Below are 20644 nucleotides of genomic sequence, written 5' to 3' on the forward strand. Positions count from 1 at the left end.
CTTCTTTAATAAGTGACAAATCAATGGCTAATCAGCTTAACTGAACTGTATTGAGTTTTGGCTGGCTTTTAATTCCACAATCGGCAAGAGTTCACTGACGGTAGTCAATTGTAGAGTAGAAACTACTTCTCATCAGGGTTGAGAGGAAATATACAACAATACTCACCCTCCAAAAATTGCTCTGATACTGCAACTTTAGTTCTAACTATTGTTTTTGATCCCAAAATAGAAAAGAGTTGGCTTGAACAAGTCTTGAATAATTGTGTCAAGCTATTCAATGTAAAAATTTACAGCTATTCAAAAATTGCAAGATGTCACAAGCACAATCAAGTCAACCCCAATTACCACCAACTAGTGCCATTGACAGCCCATTAAATCATACATCTGAAAATTGGTTTGCTTATCCTGTAAGAGTCCAACCCCACCACACCGATTATGCAGGCGTTGTCTGGCATGGTACATACCTCAATTGGATGGAGGAAGCACGGATAGAATGTTTGCGGTCTATTGGCATTGAGTATGTAGATTTAGTAGCTTTAGGCTGCGATTTACCAGTTGTAGAACTTTCCGTGCGCTACCATCGGTCTATTCAATTAGGTAAAGCCGTATTAGTTAAGACACGCATGGCGGATGTCACAGGTGTAAGAATTAATTGGGATTACGCTATCACCTCCACTGATGGGCAGGAACTTTACGCAACTGCTAAAGTAACTTTAGTAGCGTTAGACCGTGAGCGAGGCAAAATCATGCGTCAGCTACCTGCAAGCGTCAAAGATGCATTAGCAAGAGCTTCTTCATTACACAATAACTAACTGAGAAGGGTGAAGGATAAAGTATGAAAAACTCCACCCACAAGGGGATGGAGTTTTTGGGCATGGGGAATCGGGCATGGGGCATGGCGAAGAAATTACCAATGCCCAATGCCCAATGCCCAATGCCCAATGCCCAATGCCCAATGCCCCATGCGGCGGGGCGGCTGTCCCTCTTCACCCACAAGGGGATGGAGTTTCCCGCCGCTTTCAATGAAAGTTTTGCTACTTCATCCTTCATACTTTTTATTTACCACTACGTATTTGCGAGAGCGTTTGCGGTAAATTAGCGATCATATCCCAAATATCTTGGGGAGTAATACCAAAACTGATATTTAATAAGATGAGAATCGCAGCTACGGTCAGTGCAGTCCTGATAGTTGTCTTCACGATTTTCCACAAGATTGCAAATACGATCCAAGCTAAAATTAGGGTAGGAATCATAAGTATAAATTAACAAATCACCCTCTTAGGCAAGAGGGCCTTAATTTAGAAGGAATAAATTTTTTGTGCTAACAATTACGACTGCGAAAGCTAAGTTCTAGCTTTTGATGCGAGAGGTTCTGTGAATTATACCAGAAAGGTACACAAAAAATTAGTGCAAAGTAATAATTTTTGCAAATTTGTGGAAAATATTGTCAGAGAATGTCGGCAGGGGCAGAGCAAAGAGTAGTATTTTCTCAGCACTCACTACTCAGAATCATCATTTCTACCAAAAATATTTTTGTGTGATTTGCTTTTATCAAGTAAGTATTCAGGGCATTCTTTTGCTTCTTCTGTCATTACTAGAGAAGGATTCACTGCACATTTGAGATAATGGTTGTTTGAATAATATTGACAATTTTTACAAGGAACTTTTTTTATACTATTAATTATAAAAAATCGTTTATTATCTACAATTGCTTGGCTTTTTCGCAACATTAAAAAGAAAACTATCCAACTAATTAGTAAAGCCAGAGGAGTTAAAGATATGGCAACATCAGGTATGTTTAATTGATTGGGTTTAGCCGGTTCGTACTTAACATCGCTTCTGACAACACCAGGCAGATTTTCATCTGCTACCAAATTTTTTTGTAGTATTTGCTCAACAGACATATTATTTACCTTTCGTTATAGCTTGACACCTTGATGGTTGATGCCTATTACCACTACGCAAATTCCAATTTGAAAACCCTACATTTGAGGTTATGCGGACGCGTAGAGGCTGAGGCTAGTTATTAACTTTAGCTTTGCACCCTAGTAATTTGAATTAAATATACTCTTTGCCGACAGTATAATGTCAGTATATTATTGGCAAATAATTAAAACCCTCTATTAAGAGAAATTAATTTTTATAAATTGGTTACTGACTTGTCGGAAATTAGATTTGCAAGGCTTCAATTATAGGTTTATCAAAAGAGAAGTCTTCGTATATCTGCCAAGAGTTTTGCTTGTTATTTATTGATATATATCTAAAGGAATATATTAATCATTTCTGGGCATAAACCTGAGTTTATGCTATAATATTGTCGCAAATAAAGAGCTAAACTATTACATAATAAATCAAAAACCATTACATATGTTCTATACGAAACAAGAATGATTTATGGTGGGTTAGGCATAAAACTTAATGAACCAAAAGCTTGGTGAGATGTGCATTAAGCTAGTGTTAGCAGAGTACTTGTATTGGAAAAATTAAAAAATAAGTCAAGTTTTAAATTGCAGTTTGTTGACTGGGCAGAATATTAAATAATTATAAATAATTAAGTTAAAAGTAAAAAATTACAAGTTGGTAAAATTTAAATTTTTAAATATTATGAATATAGAATTTTATCACAGAATTCCTTGGATACCTTTAGGATTACTCTGGTTAGCTTACGCTCTTTTAGGATGGTATCTTGCGGTTCATCACATTGTTTGGCTAGTAGGAGGTTTTATTGCTGCTGTGGCTCTAGCGATAGCTAGAAAAAGTTTCTCTTGGTTAGAGCGCTTAATTAATTTTGGCTCTCAAACTTTAATTGTGGTTTTATTTTTAAGCCTATCAATTGCTATAGTGGCAACTTGGTCGCTATTATTTAGCCTGTTTCTGATACCAGTAGCAACGACGCTTTTAGCAGATTTAGAATTGCGGTTTGCTGGTTTTACTAAACTAGATGCATTTTTAGTGTTAACAATCTTAGCGGTATTGGGTTTGGCAGTAGGTGAAACGATAGATATTCTACTTTTACCAAGTAGTAGGTTATAGGCAAGAACAAGAAGGCTGAAGTATGAAGTATGAAATGGTATAACCTACCAATAGATGATTGCGGGTATTATAGTGCTTCTCATATTGGTAAGGTATAGCAATCAAAAATTAACTGCCGTTCGCGTAGCGTTCCGCAGGAATGGCAGAAGATATAGACGCGTAAACGGCTAATTTCCAAGTTATCCTTAGGATTACCCGCAGGGTACGCTGATAACCAATAATAATATTCTAGAGGGCAAGGCAGTGCCCATTGGTGTCAACTTCAGCTAAAAGCGATATAGGGCGGGCGTTGTACAAATACCTCGCGCCCTCATCCCCTAACCCCTTCTCCCCCTGGAGAAGGGGAACTAAATCTCTGGCTCCCTTCTCCCTGTGGGAGAGGGGCTGGGGGTGAGGGCGAAACCTTCCAACCAAGCGGGTTTCACGTTAAGTTGACACCTCTGGACAATGCCTTGCCCGTACAATCTGTCGCATTCTTTTTTCAAATTGGTATAAAAAGAAAGAATATTCATAGCACAAGCCTTTTAGCAATTACAGATGGTCTGTTTATTTACGCCGACTTGTACTAGTCGTCTTTGATTGCAACGACTTACTTATTTGAGGATTTCATCTAGCAAGTTTCTTGCAGGTTGTGCTTTCGTGAGTGCTGCTTGATGATCGCTGTAAACACGCACCAGCTTTAGCAGTCCATTCACCCCTGATTTGAGTTGCTCGAGTTCTTCGCCTACAAGCAGTTCGCCATCTAGCATCCGCACTACCAAAGGTTTGATATCGCCAACTTCTTGGCGGACTTTTTGCAATTTTTCTACAGCACTCAGTAAAGCTTTGAGTGAGTTTAAGATTTCGTCAATGTCTTGGCTATCCTCAGCAGCTTGAGGTGTATCTTCAACTGTTGTTGTCTCTTCATTATCTGCAACTGCGGGTGATTCCTCTACAGGTGTTTCACTTTTAGCTGCGTTTGTCTTTGCCATTAGTCATACCTCAAATGATTTTTCCCAGTTTATCGTTAAACCGATGATCCGGTTTGTCAACTACCTTAGACTAATTTGAGTAAATCAGGGTAAAGGTTAAAGGGAAAAGGGGAAAGGGAAAGATAATAGCTTTCACCCTTCCCCTTTTTCCTTTTTACCCTTTACCAACAATTCTTAACTCATACCAATTCAAAATAATGTTTGCGACAGATAAATTCTTTGTAAGGGCACGGCATCCACAATCTTTTGGCATATCAAATATCTTACTGGTGCCGTGCCCCTACTCATCTGTCGCATTCTTTTTTCAAAATGGTATCACATACTGTTTGGCGTGCGTCTTTGAGGAAATCAAGAGGAAAGGGGAAAGGGAAAGATCATAGCTTTCACCCTTCCCCTTTTTCCCCTTAACCAACAAGCCTTGCGCCTATTGTCTAAACAGACAAGTACTGTTCAATCGACGGTTGTTGACGACGCAGGATATTGATAGCTTGCTGCTGAATTTGGCGGACTCGTTCGCGACTGACGTTTAACTTTTGCCCAATTTGAGCCAAACTAAGTTGTTGATCGTCTTCGAGTCCAAAGCGCAAAATTAGGACTTCACGCTGCATGGGTTTGAGAGAAGCTAACAGATTTTCCATATCTTGACGCAACAGCTGTTGTGTTAGCTGTTCGCTGGGCGAAATACCTTCATCTGCTAAAAGTTCGTTGAGTTCGGTGTCTTGGTTGTCTCCCACTTTTAAATCTAGAGAAAATGGCTGTTTTGCAGCACTCATATATTCTCGGATTTGGTTGGGTTGGAGGTTTAACGCTTCAGCCACTTCTGTAATTGTGGGAAAACGTCCAAGTGCTTGAAACTGTTCTCGCTGGACTTTTTTGATTTGATTGAGTTTTTCGGTGATATGAATTGGTAGTCTAACAGTTCGAGATTTTTCTGCGATCGCTCTTGTAATTGCTTGGCTAATCCACCAATATGCATAAGTTGAGAACTTATAGCCGCGATTTGGATCGAACTTCTCTGCACCTCGTTGCAAACCTATTGCTCCTTCTTGAACTAAATCCAAGAATTCCAAATTGCGGCGCTGATATTTTTTGGCAATTGAAACTACCAGCCGCAGGTTTGCTGTTACCATCTTTTGCTTGGCGCGTTGACCTAGCTTGAGTATCTGTTTCAACTCAGCTTCACTCTTGTCAACTTCAGCAGCTAATTCACTCAAAGTAGGTTCGCGATCTAATTTTTGGCGGAGCGTTTCTTTTTGTTGCTCGATGGCCATCATTTGCTGTACCTGCCTACCATAAGCAATCTCTTGGTCTGCTGTTAACAAGGGATACTGACCAATTTCTTGCAAATAAACGCGAACTGTGTCGGGACTGGGGCTGGACATACAACTTTCAAGCTTTTCGATAATCAGACGAATCTAAAAGTATAAATCAAATCAGGATCTCTATTTTCCTGAATTCAAATCCGGAAAAATTTCATTTTGTCATTGGTCATTGGTCATTTTTTGACAAAGGACAAATCACAAAGCGGTAGGTGCGTCAGCCTGCAGTATAACGCACCACTGAGGATTGACGCGGGATTTAGATACCCAATTTTTTGAAAAAGTCGGGGATCTGGACGGCAATGTTTGCTTGAGGATATGCGATCGCACTGCTTATCTTCACTTTTTCTCTGCCCTTACAAGGTGATGCGATCGCCTAGAGAATGCTTTTCCTGTGACTGCACCTACTACTAATAGATTTTTATCCCCTTGCGGGGTGATGTGATCGTCAAAGCAAATAGAAATTCAACTGCGCTGGGCAATTCGTCGGTTTCCATTCCCTTGCGGGGCGATGCGATCGTAAAGGTGATGGCGGCGCTTGGGGAGATCAGAACGCTATCCAGTTTCCATCCCCTTTCGGGACTAGGTGATTGTAAAGACATCTGCGCGAAGATGACCATTTGGAAAGCAGGGTTTCCATCCCCTTGCGGGGCGAGGTGATCGTAAAGGGCCTCAAACTGTTACCGTGACGGCAACTGATCGGGTTTCCATCCCCTTGCGGGGCTAGGTGATCGTAAAGTTGCCTTCAATGGCTTGCGAATAGGCCTGTTATTCAAAGTTTCCATCCCCTTTCGGGGCGAGGTGATCGTCAAGGACCACGACATTCTGCGGGTCTTGACCAATCATGAGCAGGGGTTTCCATCCCCTTTCGGGGCGAGGTGATCGTCAAGGTTCATGCTCTATCAAGGTTTGGATTTCCTCAAGACTTACACGTTTCCATCCCCTTTCGGGGCGAGGTGATCGTCAAGATAGAAATGCGTCTTATGAATGCTTTGCATTATAAAGTTTCCATCCCCTTTCGGGGCGAGGTGATTGTAAAGATTGGAAACGCACAGGCTTCCGTAACCCCTGAAGGGTTTCCATCCCCTTTCGGGGCGAGGTGATTGTAAAGTTGGTTGTAAATGAAATTAATCAAAATACACCAAATAGTTTCCATCCCCTTTCGGGGCGAGGTGATTGTAAAGTTTTAGCATCAACAGCTTCAGGGGGTTATCTAGGTGTTTCCATCCCCTTTCGGGGCGAGGTGATTGTAAAGTACTCCCTCTTGCATTTAAACAAAAAGGAAAACCTTTTTTGTTTCCATCCCCTTTCGGGGCGAGGTGATTGTAAAGAGTTCACTTTTGGAAACCTTGCCAGGAGAGGATTTGAGACCCCTCAATCGACACCACTTTTTTGAGTGTCAATAGCTCCGAAAAATTCTCAATAAACTCAAGCTGTCAAAGCCTGAAAGCTTTGCTGCGTAGGCAATCGACACCAGTCAAAGAAGTTATGCGGTTTTCAAGGTGCGGGCGAGTGGTGTCGATGAAGGACACAAACTATCCTTAAAATACAACTTTTGCCGATTTTTAGTCAAATTTATTACTTAATTGTTACATAAATCTCACTGGTGGATTTTGAGCAATAATTGCTTTTGCTTGCGAAATACACTGAAATGAGAAAGTAAAAGCTGCTTTGGAGAAAGCAATATCTGCTTTTGCTTGCTGAATATACTGAAATGAGAAAGTAAAAGCAGCTTTGGAGAAAGCAATATCTACTTTTGCTGGCTAAATACAGTCAAAGAAGAAAGCACAAGCAACTTTGGAGAAAGCAATATCTACTTTTGTTTGCTAAATACAGTCAAAGAAGAAAGCAAAAGCAACTTTTGAGAAAGCAATATCTGCTTTTGCTGATTCAATTGTTGTAAGGAAAAAAACCTGTAATTGAGGTAGGGTGTGTTACGCCGCAGGCTAACGCACCACCAAGGATTGACTTTAGGGCGTTGTACAAATACCTCGCGCCCTCATCCCCTAACCCCTTCTCCCGCAGGAGAAGGGGAACTAAATCTCTGGCTCCCATCTCCCTGTGGGAGAGGGGCTGGGGGTGAGGGCGAAACCTTGCACAAGAGCGGGTTTCACGACACCACTGAACGCTAACCCACCCTACTACCTAATTCTTTGAGTTTCTTCTGAGCAAATTCCCTGACTTTGATGTCTAAATCATTACTAACTCTGTTTTGTAATAGTGGTAAGGTTTGAGAATGATGGGGGTATTGCTTGATAATAATATCTAGCGCTACTCGTCGCGGGTTGGTTTGCCAACTGTTACGGCGCTGGAAGGGATCGTTAACGGCGCAGTTATAAAAGATTTCAAACATCTCGGCTTTTTCTTTGAAGTGGCGCGCTAATTCTTGTAGTGCGGTTTGTCTTACTTGCCAACTTTGATCAGTGGTGGCGCAGTATTTGCAGAAGCTGGGAATGTCAGCATCATCTAGAAAATTATTGGCTAACTCTTCTATAGCTGCACGGCGTACCTGCCAATGATGATCAATGGTAGCACGAGATTTGAGGAAGCAAATTGTCTCAGGATGATTTTGGCTGTTCCGCGCTAAGGCTTGCAAGGCTGCACGCCGCACGTAATAGTTTTTGTCAGCAGTGGCGCGGGTTTGCCAAAAAGAAATCATCTCTGCATCATCTGGGAAGTTACGCGCTAACTCTGCTACTGCCACAAGGCGCACATTCCAACTAGCATCATGTGTGGCACGATATTGCAGAAAGCTGATAGTTTCTGCATCATCTAGAAAATTGCGTGCGATTTCTTCTACAGCCACACGGCGCACATCAGCATCATCATCTACAGTCGCACGGGTTTTGAGCAAGTCGATAATTTCGGCATCATCTGGAAAGTTACTTACTAATGCTTGCAGTGTAGCTTGTCTGACATCGGCATCATCATCCACAGTCACACGGTATTTGAGAAAACTGATAATATCATTTTGAGTTTTAAAATTACAGGCTAATTCTGCTACAGCCACACGTCGCACCTGCCAATTTTCATCAGCAGTGGCTAGGGTTTTGAGGAAGCTGACAACAGTATCATCGGCAAAATTTCTGGCTAATCCTTGAATTGCGCTTTGGCGAACATCGCTATCATTATCAGCAATGATGCGGTATTTGAGAAAGCCTATAGTATCTGTATGGTTTTGATAATGACAAGCTAATGCTTCCACAGCTACACGGCGCACATCTGCATCCTCATCCACATTAGCACGGTCTTTGAGGATGCTCAGGGTATCGCCATCATAGGGAAAGTGGCGTGCTAATTGTTCTACAGCGACACGACGCACATCTGCATCCTCATCAACGGTAGCATGGTCTTGAAGAATACCCATAGTGTCAGCATCATCAGCAAAGTGGCGTGCTAATTGTTCTACAGCCACACGGCGCACATCTGCATCCTCATCTGCGAGCGATCGCTCTTGTAAAATGCTGATGGTCTCAGTATCATCGGGAAAATTGCAGGCTAATTCTTCTAAGGCTACACGGCGAATATCGGCATCATCTGCGCTCGCACAGTCTTTGAGAAACTGTACAGTACTGCTATCATCGTGGAAGTTGCGCGCTAACTCTTCTAAAGCTACACGACGCACATCTGCATCCTCATCTGCGATTGCTCTATCTTTGAGGAACTGTATAGTACTGCTATCATCGGAGAAATTCCGCGCTAATTCTTGTACACCTGCGCGGCGTACATTCCAACTTTCATCAATAATCGTGCGTTGTTTGAGGAAGCTTATAGTATCGCTATCATGAACAAAGTTACGTGCTAATTCCTGCACTGCTGCACATCGTACGTGCCAATTCTCATCTAAAGTTGCACGCTGTTTCAGCCAAGATTTGATTTTGAAATCATCTTTCCAAGTAGTAGCAATTGCTGTCACTGCTTGGGTACGAATTTCCTCAACGAGTTTCGTTTCTTTATTGTCAAATAATTGGTCATAATAATACCAAAGGTCATACTTGGTTAAATCTTGTAATTGCACTAGTAATTTATTAGCAGTTAACCCAATAACTGAACGCTTCCTTACTTCCGCCAAGCATTTAGCCGCTAAAAATAGATTAGTAAACTTTTGCTGTTCGCCATTTTGCAACATTAAATATTCAATTAAGGCTGCTACAAATCTTGGCTCAATCATTCCCGCAATTAGCCGCAATACTTCATGCCAAGTTTCATCTTGCCAATGTTTACCAAATACTTCTTGCTTGAGTTCACTAAGAGATAAGGTTTGCGCTTCTTTAAATTGCCAAACAAATTCCCAAGCACAGAAATACTCCAAAAATGTGCGATGCACAAAGCCATAGTAATCTGCACCGAGAAAACATAACATAAAATTACGAGTCCGCAGTTGATTAATTAACCGTCTCGCCTTATCTCTGGGTTCGCTGACTTCGAGATTTTTCAAATAATCAGTGAAAATTTTTTCTAAATTACAAGCACTAATCCAATTACCTGCTAAACCTTTTTTACTAGTTTGCATATAATAGGCAACTTGCCGCAGCATTGCCTGTTTATCTTGATAATCAATGGTTGTGGGTAAATGCTGTTCATGGGATAATGCACGTTCCACATCCCATTTATACAGCAATAATTCTGAAGCCTTTTTATACAATTCGGCTCTATCTCTTGGCAGTTCTTGATTACGATTAAGAATAGCCATCATTGTGAGCATGAGGGGATTACCAGCCAATTCTGCCATTGCTTTTGAGGTATGAATGGCGCGTAATAATCTTTCCTTCTTCCTTTGCTTATCTACCTCATATTTAAAAGTTAAATTATGCCAGCGATGAATAAAATCTTGAATTTGCTGGCTATCTAAATCTTGCAACATAAAATGCCGAAATTGAGCATCGCGTAAACGTTGCGGTTTATAACCAATGACGCGAGAAGTAACAATTACTTGTACTTGCGGATATTCATTGGTGAAGCGATGAATTGCGGTAATCATATCTTCACGCTTTCCCGAATCAAACACCTCATCTAAACCATCAAACATTACCAAAGCATTGCCAGTTTTTAACTGTGCTTGTAATTGATGCTGATTGAGATGCGAAATTGCGCCGGGACTTTGATGGAAAAATTCTAAAAAATTCTTGCAATGTCCATCATCATAATTCCGCATATAAGCGCGTAACTCAATCAACAAGGGAATTGGCGCTAGAGAACAACCTCGCTTACCGATTTGATCAAGCGTTTTTTCCACCCAAGCTAATGCTAAATATTGCAATAATGTAGACTTCCCAGAACCAGGATCACCTAGAATCACAATATATTTATAAGTTTGTGGCTGATTAACAATATCCAACACCGAAGCTAGCGGCTGTTGAAAATACACCCGTTCGTATTGTTCTAATTCTTCCCAAGAAATTGCTGCATCTGCTATTTGATTACTGTCGCGCATCCGCCGCAAATGTTCTTTAGGTAGTTCGTGAACTTGAGGTAAAACTTGGTGAACTTCTCGCACATTCGGAGTGACAAATATACTCCATAACCGCAATTCGTTATAAGCATAACCACTAGTATCCAAACTATCTAATTTTAAATTGATATAACGTTCGCGAATTGCTTCTTGATATTGCTGCAAATCAAAGTTAGGAATAATTCCCGCAGCTTCTTGGCTATTAATTTGAATTGCTTGTAAGTTACGGGAATTGAGTATCTCGCGCAATTCTGGTGACTCTTTCAGAATTTGCTGACATTTTACGACATAACTATCTGTTACCGCTTGCCAATTAAAATCAACAGGTAACTCTGGTAGATTGAGACTTTGCCAAATAGTTTCTAAACTTTGATAATCTAAGCGCGTACAATCGCCATCAAAAGCTTTACCGAGTATTTCTTTTACAGGCTGATGGCAAATAAATCGCTTGAGAGGCTTATTTAATTTCTTAATATCATTATCAGCAAGCTGGCAAGACTTTAGCTCATCTTCTACGAGTTGTAGAAATTGATGGAGTGCTTCAGCTACAGCTTTCTGAATTGGTTCTTCTTTAAATATCTTAGCCGCATTCTTCAAACCACTTTTAAAAAAGTCCTTTGCATAATCCTTGGCTAAATCCTTAGCAAAATCTTCATTGAGAATAGACTTTACAAGAATTCCTAAAGCATTACTTGCTACCCAGCTAACTAACCATTCCATCATAAAACTCGCGCCTGTTAGATCCCCTGACTACGAGTATAGACACTAGCATTAATAAATTTATCAGCTTTTAGGGATATTAACTTAATATCAAAACCTGAAAAATGTGATGCTTGCAAATACTCTGGGTTACATTTACCCAGATGGTTTATGGAAAATAGAAGTTCCTATTATTTAAAATATAAGTATGCTGATAATTATGGTTGCAAAATAAACCAAGATTTTCAACAATTAAATAATTTGAATTTTGATACTCAATCAAAGAGAAGCTTGGCTTTACTCTAATTTGATGTTATTTGCTGTATTGGTTATTTATTCGGAATTATTTGTGTAATGGTTTGATTTTTCTTTGGGTATATTAAGTGTAAAAAATATTGATCATCCTAGATATAGGCACAAATACACTATAAATAATTTAGATTTAAAAATATAATTGCTCAACAAAACTTTCCATTGCTGGCATTAAAAGTTTCATATCCGTAGGGTGTGTTGTCGCGCAGCGCAACGCACCGACACAGCATTAGGGAATTCCAAAAAAATATTCCTCGCTATGTCAGCAACCAAATTGCGATCGCTAGCTATACTTTATTGCGAACCAAGTTCAAAAGCTTACCCTGAATATATTCCAAAATCATATCTCGCATATAATGACTGGCATTGAGAATTTCCACGCCAATCAACTCCCCAGCTGCATTTAGTTCAGCAGTGACATTGGGGCTAATTTCAATACTTGCTGATTCGGTTTCTTCGGAGATGAGTAGATGAAGAACATCCTCGTCTTGGAAATAATTTATTTGCGGTAATTGTTGTTTGATGTCAGACATTTGGGATCAACCGTCCAGTTTTTAGACGAAATCTAATTTGTTGTCTAGTTGTGGCGTGAATTGTAATCGGCGTAATGGTGTTGTCACTTTGCTCATAGGGAATTAAAACTAGCTGTTCACCATGCTTACCCACTGCGATCGCCCGATCTGTTTCTACATCATAATATCGTTCGCTAGAGAAGCGTAGAATATTTTCAATTAGGTCGAGATCAAAGCCTCTTTGAGTTGCACGATAGCGAAGATAAGATGTCCATATAATCTCAGGCATGAGTTTATTATTACCAGTGCTTGTCCCTAGCAGCAATTTGCGATCGCATCATCGCATCATCGCACTATGGCAAACTTGAGCTATTGCATCGGCTTGTTATGTTAATGCATCGAATAGCAATTGAGTTGCATCGGGTAACAATGCGATGTCTACGCATCCATAAACAATGCATCCTATCACCTGACAATAAGTAGTTAAACAAAATTAATTACAAAATGTCATTGCGAATGGAGCGGAGCGGAATGAAGCAATCGCAAGGGTTGAGATTGCTTCGCTACGCTCGCAATGACTGTAATTAATTTTGCGTGGTTACTTACGATTGTAGGGGCAAGGCAATGCCCAGTGGTGTCAACTTAAAGTGAAACCCGCTTTGTAGCTAGGTTTTCGCCCTCACCCCCAGCCCCTCTCCCACAGGGAGAAGGGAGCCAGAGATTTAATTCCCCTTCTCCTGCGGGAGAAGGGGTTAGGGGATGAGGGCGCAAGGTATTTATACAACGCCTTACCCCTACCCGCATACATAATTCACGCAAAATACGCTGTATGTGGCATCAAAACGCGAAAACTGCATAAGTCCTCGCTTTTCAGAAATAAATATAAGGGAACCGAGGAAGAACCCCCATGAACAGACAAATTATTCAAATTTTGTTGCCAAAACTGAAACCAGCCTCAGCCAATATTCATGCAAGCTTTAAACTAAATCCCATCTAGCTCAGTAGATACTGAAAATAACTTAATAATCCCCATTATCCTCAATCCAGCAACAGATTAATACTCAAACGCCTGGATAAATTCTCATACCTCTTAATTACGAATTACGAATTACGAACTACGAATTATGTTGAAGCTTTATACTTTCACCTGCTTGCTGAGTCTAGCTTTATTATCCGAGTCAGTGGGGGCAAACGCCACAGTTCAACAAACGCAAATTGCCCAACAGCCAACCACAACAAAAGATGCAACCCGCACCGCAGCACAAACAGCCTTGAATGAAGGCACACAACTTTATAAACAAGGTACAGCAGAATCACTACGACAGGCAATAGAAAAATGGCAAGAAGCGCTTTTGTTGTGGCGCAAAGTAGGGGATAAACAATTTGAAGCTATTACATTCTTGGGTATTGGCAGAATTTATGATGATTTAGGGGAAAAGCCCAAAGCATTGGAATATTACAGCAATGCACTCCCACTACTACGTGTGATAGGTGATAAGGGTGGGGAAGCTACTACCCTTAATAACATTGGGCTGGTTTACTCCGATTTAGGAGAAAAGCGCAAAGCATTAGAATATTTCCACAATGCACTTCCATTAAGGCGTGCGGTGGGCGACAAGTTAGGTATTGCTACCACCCTCAATAATATCGCGGGAGTTTACTCTGCTTTAGGAGAAAAGCCCAAAGCCCTAGAATTTTACAACAATGCACTTCTACTAATACGTGCGATAGGTGATAAGGCGAGGGAAGCTACTGCGCTTAATAATATCGGGCTGGTTTACTCTGCTTTAGGAGAAAAGCAGAAAGCATTGGAATATTACAACAATGCACTCCCTTTAATGCGTGTGGTGGGCGAAAAGCGCGGGGAAGCTACTACTTTGAATAATATCGGATTAATTTATTCAGATTTAGGGGAAAAGCAGAAAGCACTGGCATATTTTAACAATGTACTTCCACTGCGGCGTACGGTGGGTGACAAAACAGGCGAAGCTATAACTCTGAATAATATCGGGCGAGTTTACGATATTTTAGGAGAAAAGCAGAAGGCTTTGGAATATTACAATCATGCACTTCCACTGTATCGTGGGGTGGGTAACAGAACTGGTGAAGCTATTACCCTCAATAATATTGGTGCTGTTTACGATGCATTAGGGGAAAAGCAGAAAGCCTTGGAACTTTACAACAATGCACTCCCACTATTGCGTGCGGTAGGTGACAAAGCCAGGGAAGCTACTAGCTTAAATAATCTAGGGGGAATTTACGACGCATTAGGGGAGAAACAGAAAGCCCTAGAATATTACAACAATGCACTCCTACTGCGGCGTGCGGTGGGTGATAAGACAGGCGTTGCTAATACCCTCAATAATATCGGTGTAGTTTACGACGCATTAGGGGAAAAACAGAAAGCCTTAGAATATTACAACAATGCACTCCTGCTGCGGCGTGAGGTGGGTGACAAGGCAGGAGAAGCTACTACCCTCACTAATATCGGCACAGTTTACGATGCATTAGGGAACAAGCAGAAAGCTTTAGAATATTACAACAATGCACTGCCATTGCGGCGTGCGGTAGGTGACAAGGCAGGAGAAGCTACTACCCTCAATAATATCGGGCTAGTTTACGATGGTTTAGGAGAAAAGCAAAAAGGCTGGGAATTTTACAACAATGCCTTACTGTTATATCGTGCCGTAAGCAATAGAGAAGGGGAAGCTACTTCTCTGAGTAACATTGCTCTTTTAGAACAAAGTCGCGGCAACTTGCAAGCAGCCCGCACTAATATAGAAGCTGCGATTAAAATTATTGAAGAATTACGCACCAAAATTAACAGTAAAGAACTCCGCAGTTCCTACTTTGCTACACAGCAGGGTGTTTATAAATTCTACATTGACCTGCTAATGGAACTGCACAAAAAAGACCCATCAAAAGCATACGATGCTTTAGCCCTGCACTATAGCGAACGCTCCCGTGCTAGAAGTCTCATTGAGCTGTTGAATGAAGCAAATGCCAAAATTTTGAAAGGTGCGAATCCTGAATTAATTCAACAAGAACGCGATTTAAGACAGAAAATTGATGCTAAAGATACACTGCGGCAAAATTTACAAACATCAGCTAATAAAAACGACCTTGTTACTAAAGCAGCTCTTCAAAGACTGAGCAAAGAAATCAGCAATCTTCTGACTCAATATCAAGAACTGCAAGCAAAAATTCGTGCTACTAGCCCAGTATACGCACAATTGAGTAACATAGACCCCGAAAAGAACATTCTTAAATTGCCTCAAATTCAACAACAACTCGATAAAGATACTCTACTGTTGCAATATTCCTTGGGAGAAGAACGTAGTTATTTATGGGCTGTTACTCCCACATCAATGCAAGTTTACACACTCCCCCCACGCCAAGAAATAGAAAAACTTACCCAACAATTAATTCAAGATTTAAAATCACCAATAGTTAGTGAAGCTACTATTGCTAGTTCCAAAAAACTTAGTCAAATTATCCTCGCACCTGTTGCCGATAAATTACCAGGAAAGCGTTTGGTAATCGTTGCTGATGGTGCATTGCAAACTCTTCCTTTTGCAGCGTTACCTGATTTAAGCGCTACTAAATATCAACCACTGATGGTAAACCATGAAATCGTCAATTTACCCTCAGCCTCAACCATTGCATTTCAACGCCAACAACTCGCCAACCGCAAACCTGCACCGAAAGCTTTAGCTATCCTTGCAGATCCAGTATATAGCGCTACTGATGAACGAGTCACAGGTAAAACAGAAAACACCTCAGTCGGTTCAAATTTAGAACTCGAACGTTCTGCCCTAGAACGTTCCGCCAGAAGCCTTAAACGCAGTGGTTGGGATAGGCTAGTAAACACCGCAACCGAAGCCAAAGAAATTTTAAAACTATTACCAGCATCCAGCCGCTTAGAGGCTTTAAATTTTGATGCTAATTACAACCAAGCAACCAGCAAAGCTTTAAATCAATTCCGCATTCTCCATTTTGCTACTCACGGCTTTGTCAATCAAGACCAGCCACAGTTATCCGGTATTGTACTGTCATTATTTGATCAAAAAGGCACTCCTATTAGCGGCTATTTGCGTTTGGCAGATTTATTTAACCAAGATTATCCCGCAGAGTTAATTGTCTTAAGTGCTTGCGAAACCGGATTGGGTAAGAATGTCAACGGTGAGGGTTTAATTGGCTTGACACGTGGCTTGATGTATGCAGGTGCAGCACGGGTTGCAGTTTCCCTATGGCAAGTGAGCGATGAAGGTACATCAATATTAATGCAGGAATTTTACAAACAGATGTTACAGCAAAATAAAACCCCAGCCTCCGCCATGCGTGCAGCGCAAACGAAGTTATGGCAAGACGGGCGTAGTCCTTATGAATGGGCAGCTTTTACAGTACAGGGGGAATGGAGATAAGGGGGAAAAGCGACACATCAATATATTTTAGAGGTCAAGGCAGTGCCTTGCCCCTACAATCTGTCGCCTGCTTTTTTCAAATTGGTATAAGGCGATGCGATCGCACTATCGCACTATGGCAAACTTGAGCTATTGCATCGGCTTGTTATATTAATGCATCGAATAGCAATTGAGTTGTATCGGGTAACAATGCCAATGTATCGGGTAACATTGCCAATGTACGGGCTGACAATGCTATTGCATCGACTGACATTGTGATTGTATGGGCTAACAATGCCAATGTATCGGCTGACATTGCGATTGTATGGGCTAACAATGCCAATTGGTGTCAACTTAACGTGAAAGGCTTTGTTGCTATAAGATATTTGATCCCCCTAAATCCCCCTTAAAAAGGGGGACTTTGATTCTTTTCCCCCCTTTTTTCAAGGGGGGTTAGGGGGGATCGAAAGTTTATCGTGCAAAGAGAGAGAACTCCAAAGACTTACGTTGTACGTGGCATCAAAACGCGAAAACTGCATAAGTCCTCGCTTTTCAGAAATAAATATAAGAGAAGCGAGGAAAAACCCCCATGAACAGACAAATTATCAAAAATTTTGTTGCCAAAACTGAAACCAGCCTCAGCCAATGTTAATCCAAGCTTTAAACTAAATCCCATCTAGCTCAGTATATATTCTGAAAATAACTTAATAATCCCCATTATCCGCAATCCAGAGACAGATTGATACCCAAACGCCTGGCTAACTTCTCATACCTCTTAATTACGAATTACGAACTACGAACTATGTTGAAGCTTTACACCTTAACCTGCTTGCTGAGTGTAGTTTTATTATCTGAGTCAGTGGGAGCAAACGCTACATTTCAACAGACGCAAATTGCCCAGCAGTCAACCACAACACAGCAAGATGCAACCCGCGCCGCAGCGATGAAAGCAACTGAAGAAGGGACGGCGCTTTACAAACAAGGTACAGCCGAATCATTGCAACAAGCAATAGAAAAATTGCAAGAAGCACTCATATTGTGGCAGAAAGTAGGGAATAAAGAAGGGGAAGCTGTTGCACTTCTTGGTATTGGCAAAGTTTACGACGATTTAGGGGAAAAGCAGAAGGCTTTGGAATATTACAACAATGCACTCCCACTCAGTCAGGCGGTGGGCGACAAGGGTTGGGAAGCTACTACCCTGAATAATATCGGCTCTGTTTACGACGATTTAGGGGAAAAGCAGAAGGCTTTGGAATATTACAACAATGCACTCCCACTGTGGCGGGCGGTGGGAGATAAGCGTGGGGAAGCTACTATCCTCAATAATATTGGGCTAGTTTACTCCGATTTAGGGGAAAAGCAGAAAGCATTGGAATATTACAACAATGCACTCCCACTCAGTCAGGCGGTGAGCGATAAGCGTGGGGAAGCTAATATCCTCAATAATATTGGGCTAGTTTACTCCGATTTAGGGGAAAAGCAGAAAGCATTGGAATATTACAACAATGCACTCCCACTAAGGCGGGTGGTGGGCGACAAGGGTGGGGAAGCTTCTACCCTCAATAATATTGGGCTAGTTTACTCCGATTTAGGGGAAAATCAGAAGGCTTTAGAATATTTCAACAATGCACTCTCACTGTGGCGGGCGGTGGGTAACAAAGCAGTCGAAGCTACTACCCTCAATAATATTGGGCTAGTTTACTCCAACTTAGGGGAAAAGCAGAAAGCATTGGAATATTTCAACAATGCACTCCCACTCTTGCGGGTGGTGGGCGACAAGGATGGGGAAGCTAATACCCTGAATAATATCGGCTATGTTTACTCCGCTTTAGGGGAAAAGCAGAAAGCATTGGAATATTACAACAATGCACTCCCACTGAGGCGGGCGGTGGGCGACAGAGGTGGGGAAGCTACTACCCTTTACAACCTCGCCTACCTAGAACGGAGTCGCGGAAATCTTCAAGCATCTCGCACTAACGTAGAAGCGGCTATCAAAATTATCGAAGAATTACGCACCAAAATTGACAGCAAAGACCTTCGCAGTTCTTACTTCGCCACCCAGCAGGATGTTTACAAATTCTACATCGACTTGCTGATGGAACTGCACAAACAAGACCCATCCCAAGGATACGCTGCATTAGCCCTACACTACAGCGAACGCTCCCGCGCCCGCAGCCTCATCGAATTATTAAACGAAGCCAATTCCAAAATCAAAAAAGGCACAAATCCCGAACTAGTAGCACAAGAACAAGATTTACGTCAGCAAATTGATGCTAAAGATACCCTGCGGTTCAATTTACAAAATTCAGCCAATAAAAACGATCCCATCACCAAAACCGCAATTGCAAAACTCACTACCGAAATAGAAAATCTTCTCAACCAATACCAAGAAATCCAAGCAAAAATTCGTGCTTCTAGCCCAGCTTATGCCCAATTACAAAACTTAGACCCAGAAAAAGATATTCTCAAATTACCGCAAATTCAACAACAACTAGATAAAGACACTTTACTTTTACAATATTCTTTAGGAGCAGAACGCAGCTTTTTGTGGGTGGTAAGTCCTAATTCTCTCGATACTTACGAACTTCCCAAAAGACAAGATATAGAAAAAAGCGCCATCAATTTATTTTGTTTAATTAGTCAAAATAGTTCTAAACCGCCTTCTGCAACTGATCAAGAAAATCCTTGCGCTAATCTTAAAACGCCGCAGATTAATGTCGCTGCTCAAGAACTCAGTCACTTAATTCTCTCACCCGCAAAAGATCAACTCGGTAAAAAACGCTTAGTCATTGTTGCTGATGGTGCTTTGCAATATATTCCGTTTACAGCGTTAGTTGATTTAAATTCTCCACAGAGTTCCACACCACCCAAAGCCGAACCAGAAAAACCAAAGGAAGTTGAATGTTCTCATGCTCGTGGTATTCGTGTTTGTTCGCCAGTTAAACCACAAAATTGGAATTATCAACCGCTATTAGCCAACCACGAAATTGTTAGTCTACCTTCTGCATCTACCATAGCCTTTCAACGTCAACAACTCGCCAACCGCAAGCCTGCGCCGAAAGCTTTAGCTGTCCTCGCTGACCCAGTATACAGCACTAACGATCAGCGAGTCACAGCAACATCAACAAAATCAACTAAATCAGACAAATCGCAATCAAGTTTAGAATTAGAACTCGAACGTTCCGCCTTAGAACGTTCCGCCAGAAGTCTCAAGCGTAAGGGTTGGGCTAGGTTAACTAACACAGCTATAGAAGCTCAAGAAATTTTAAAACTGATACCAGCCGAAAGTAAAGCGCAAGCTTTAGATTTTGATGCTAATTACAATTGGGCAACTAACAGCGCTTTAAATCAATTCCGCATTTTACATTTTGCTACTCACGGCTTTGTCAATCAAGACCAACCAGAGTTATCGGGAATTGTACTGTCTTTAGTTGATCAAAAAGGTAATAATATTCGCGGACATTTGCGGTTAGCAGATTTGTTTAACCAAGATTATCCCGCAGAGTTAATTGTTTTGAGTGCTTGCGAAACCGGATTGGGTAAAAATATCACCGGTGAGGGATTGGTAGGCTTGACACGCGGCTTGATGTATGCAGGTGCGGCGCGGGTTGCAGTCTCCCTATGGCAAGTTAGCGATCAAGGTACGTCAACATTAATGCAGGAGTTTTATAAACAGATGTTGCAGCAAGGGAAAAAGCCTGCAGAGGCGTTACGTGCAGCACAGCTAAAGTTATGGCAAGAGGGGAGAAGTCCCTATGAATGGGCGGCGTTTACGTTGCAGGGGGAATGGCGTTAGGGGATTGGGGAAGCAGGGGTGCAGAGGAAGCAGAGGAAGCAGAGGAAGCAGGGGTGCAGGGGAGAATAGCCATTACTCATTACTCATTACTCATTACTCATTACTCATTACTCATTACTCATTACTCATTACTCATTACCAAATAAC

Annotated in this window: 14 protein-coding genes; 6 read left to right on the top strand and 8 right to left on the bottom strand. The window is 41.4% G+C overall.

Annotated features, from left to right (window positions below):
* Window positions 1–311: 311 nt before the first annotated feature.
* Both HG267_RS15870 and HG267_RS15875 read left to right on the top strand, forming a co-directional pair.
* Window positions 312–812, top strand: a complete 501-nt coding sequence (locus tag HG267_RS15870) for an acyl-CoA thioesterase (RefSeq protein WP_045871968.1) — start codon at window positions 312–314, stop codon at window positions 810–812.
* A gap of 23 nt (window positions 813–835) precedes the next feature.
* On the top strand, window positions 836–1099 hold the full coding sequence (locus tag HG267_RS15875) for a hypothetical protein (protein WP_194007788.1): 264 nt from the start codon (window positions 836–838) through the stop codon (window positions 1097–1099).
* On the opposite strand, the gene HG267_RS15880 is transcribed toward HG267_RS15875, so the two are convergent.
* Window positions 1056–1253 carry a hypothetical protein gene (locus HG267_RS15880; RefSeq protein ID WP_045871967.1) on the bottom strand — a complete coding sequence of 66 codons (198 nt, stop codon included), beginning with the start codon at window positions 1251–1253 and terminating at the stop codon, window positions 1056–1058. The genes HG267_RS15875 and HG267_RS15880 overlap by 44 nt on opposite strands.
* Before the next feature lie 246 nt (window positions 1254–1499).
* Window positions 1500–1904 carry a hypothetical protein gene (locus tag HG267_RS15885; RefSeq protein ID WP_045871966.1) on the bottom strand — a complete coding sequence of 135 codons (405 nt, stop codon included), beginning with the start codon at window positions 1902–1904 and terminating at the stop codon, window positions 1500–1502.
* Window positions 1905–2604: 700 nt separating this feature from the next.
* Here HG267_RS15885 and HG267_RS15890 point away from each other — a divergent pair.
* Window positions 2605–3033: a hypothetical protein gene (locus tag HG267_RS15890; protein WP_045871965.1), complete on the top strand. Its 429-nt coding sequence runs from the start codon at window positions 2605–2607 to the stop codon at window positions 3031–3033.
* A gap of 593 nt (window positions 3034–3626) precedes the next feature.
* Here HG267_RS15890 and HG267_RS15895 read toward each other — a convergent pair.
* From HG267_RS15895 to HG267_RS15915, 5 genes are all read right to left on the bottom strand, one after another.
* Window positions 3627–4004: a hypothetical protein gene (locus tag HG267_RS15895; protein WP_045871963.1), complete on the bottom strand. Its 378-nt coding sequence runs from the start codon at window positions 4002–4004 to the stop codon at window positions 3627–3629.
* 431 nt (window positions 4005–4435) lie between these two features.
* Window positions 4436–5386, bottom strand: a complete 951-nt coding sequence (locus HG267_RS15900; RefSeq protein ID WP_045871962.1) for an RpoD/SigA family RNA polymerase sigma factor — start codon at window positions 5384–5386, stop codon at window positions 4436–4438.
* Between the two features lie 2065 nt (window positions 5387–7451).
* Entirely contained in the window at window positions 7452–11498 is a 4047-nt protein-coding gene (locus HG267_RS15905) for a HEAT repeat domain-containing protein (RefSeq protein WP_045871961.1), read from the bottom strand.
* A gap of 575 nt (window positions 11499–12073) precedes the next feature.
* Window positions 12074–12319, bottom strand: coding sequence for a DUF2283 domain-containing protein (locus HG267_RS15910; protein ID WP_045871960.1), 246 nt, complete (start codon window positions 12317–12319; stop codon window positions 12074–12076).
* Window positions 12312–12587, bottom strand: a complete 276-nt coding sequence (locus HG267_RS15915) for a hypothetical protein (protein ID WP_045871959.1) — start codon at window positions 12585–12587, stop codon at window positions 12312–12314. Before HG267_RS15915 ends, HG267_RS15910 begins: the two co-directional genes overlap by 8 nt.
* 835 nt (window positions 12588–13422) lie before the next feature.
* On the opposite strand from HG267_RS15915, the gene HG267_RS15920 reads away from it, so the two are divergent.
* A complete protein-coding gene (locus tag HG267_RS15920; RefSeq protein WP_045871958.1) occupies window positions 13423–16722 on the top strand; it encodes a CHAT domain-containing tetratricopeptide repeat protein in 3300 nt (1099 codons plus the stop codon).
* Window positions 16723–16867: 145 nt separating this feature from the next.
* Here the strand turns inward: HG267_RS15920 and HG267_RS15925 are convergent, their stop codons facing one another.
* Window positions 16868–17017 (bottom strand): hypothetical protein, encoded by a 150-nt coding sequence (locus tag HG267_RS15925; RefSeq protein ID WP_155539409.1) that lies wholly within the window; start codon window positions 17015–17017, stop codon window positions 16868–16870.
* 486 nt (window positions 17018–17503) lie between these two features.
* Here HG267_RS15925 and HG267_RS15930 point away from each other — a divergent pair, with 486 nt between their 5' ends.
* Entirely contained in the window at window positions 17504–20497 is a 2994-nt protein-coding gene (locus HG267_RS15930; RefSeq protein WP_045871957.1) for a CHAT domain-containing tetratricopeptide repeat protein, read from the top strand.
* Window positions 20488–20643, top strand: a complete 156-nt coding sequence (locus HG267_RS15935) for a hypothetical protein (protein WP_155539407.1) — start codon at window positions 20488–20490, stop codon at window positions 20641–20643. Before HG267_RS15930 ends, HG267_RS15935 begins: the two co-directional genes overlap by 10 nt.
* Window position 20644 lies beyond the last annotated feature (1 nt).

Origin of the sequence: Tolypothrix sp. PCC 7601 (genome assembly GCF_025677855.1) — a bacterium.
In the GTDB taxonomy this organism is placed as follows: Bacteria; Cyanobacteriota; Cyanobacteriia; order Cyanobacteriales; family Nostocaceae; genus Aulosira; species Aulosira diplosiphon.

Bases quoted from the DNA above. Each gene is read 5' to 3' on its own strand.
- HG267_RS15870 (WP_045871968.1), top strand. From the start codon at position 312: ATGTCACAAGCACAATCAAGTCAACCCCAATTACCACCAACTAGTGCC.
- HG267_RS15875 (WP_194007788.1), top strand. From the start codon at position 836: ATGAAAAACTCCACCCACAAGGGGATGGAGTTTTTGGGCATGGGGAAT.
- HG267_RS15880 (WP_045871967.1), bottom strand. From the start codon at position 1,253: ATGATTCCTACCCTAATTTTAGCTTGGATCGTATTTGCAATCTTGTGG.
- HG267_RS15885 (WP_045871966.1), bottom strand. From the start codon at position 1,904: ATGTCTGTTGAGCAAATACTACAAAAAAATTTGGTAGCAGATGAAAAT.
- HG267_RS15890 (WP_045871965.1), top strand. From the start codon at position 2,605: ATGAATATAGAATTTTATCACAGAATTCCTTGGATACCTTTAGGATTA.
- HG267_RS15895 (WP_045871963.1), bottom strand. From the start codon at position 4,004: ATGGCAAAGACAAACGCAGCTAAAAGTGAAACACCTGTAGAGGAATCA.
- HG267_RS15900 (WP_045871962.1), bottom strand. From the start codon at position 5,386: ATGTCCAGCCCCAGTCCCGACACAGTTCGCGTTTATTTGCAAGAAATT.
- HG267_RS15905 (WP_045871961.1), bottom strand. From the start codon at position 11,498: ATGATGGAATGGTTAGTTAGCTGGGTAGCAAGTAATGCTTTAGGAATT.
- HG267_RS15910 (WP_045871960.1), bottom strand. From the start codon at position 12,319: ATGTCTGACATCAAACAACAATTACCGCAAATAAATTATTTCCAAGAC.
- HG267_RS15915 (WP_045871959.1), bottom strand. From the start codon at position 12,587: ATGCCTGAGATTATATGGACATCTTATCTTCGCTATCGTGCAACTCAA.
- HG267_RS15920 (WP_045871958.1), top strand. From the start codon at position 13,423: ATGTTGAAGCTTTATACTTTCACCTGCTTGCTGAGTCTAGCTTTATTA.
- HG267_RS15925 (WP_155539409.1), bottom strand. From the start codon at position 17,017: ATGTCAGCCGATACATTGGCATTGTTAGCCCATACAATCACAATGTCA.
- HG267_RS15930 (WP_045871957.1), top strand. From the start codon at position 17,504: ATGTTGAAGCTTTACACCTTAACCTGCTTGCTGAGTGTAGTTTTATTA.
- HG267_RS15935 (WP_155539407.1), top strand. From the start codon at position 20,488: ATGGCGTTAGGGGATTGGGGAAGCAGGGGTGCAGAGGAAGCAGAGGAA.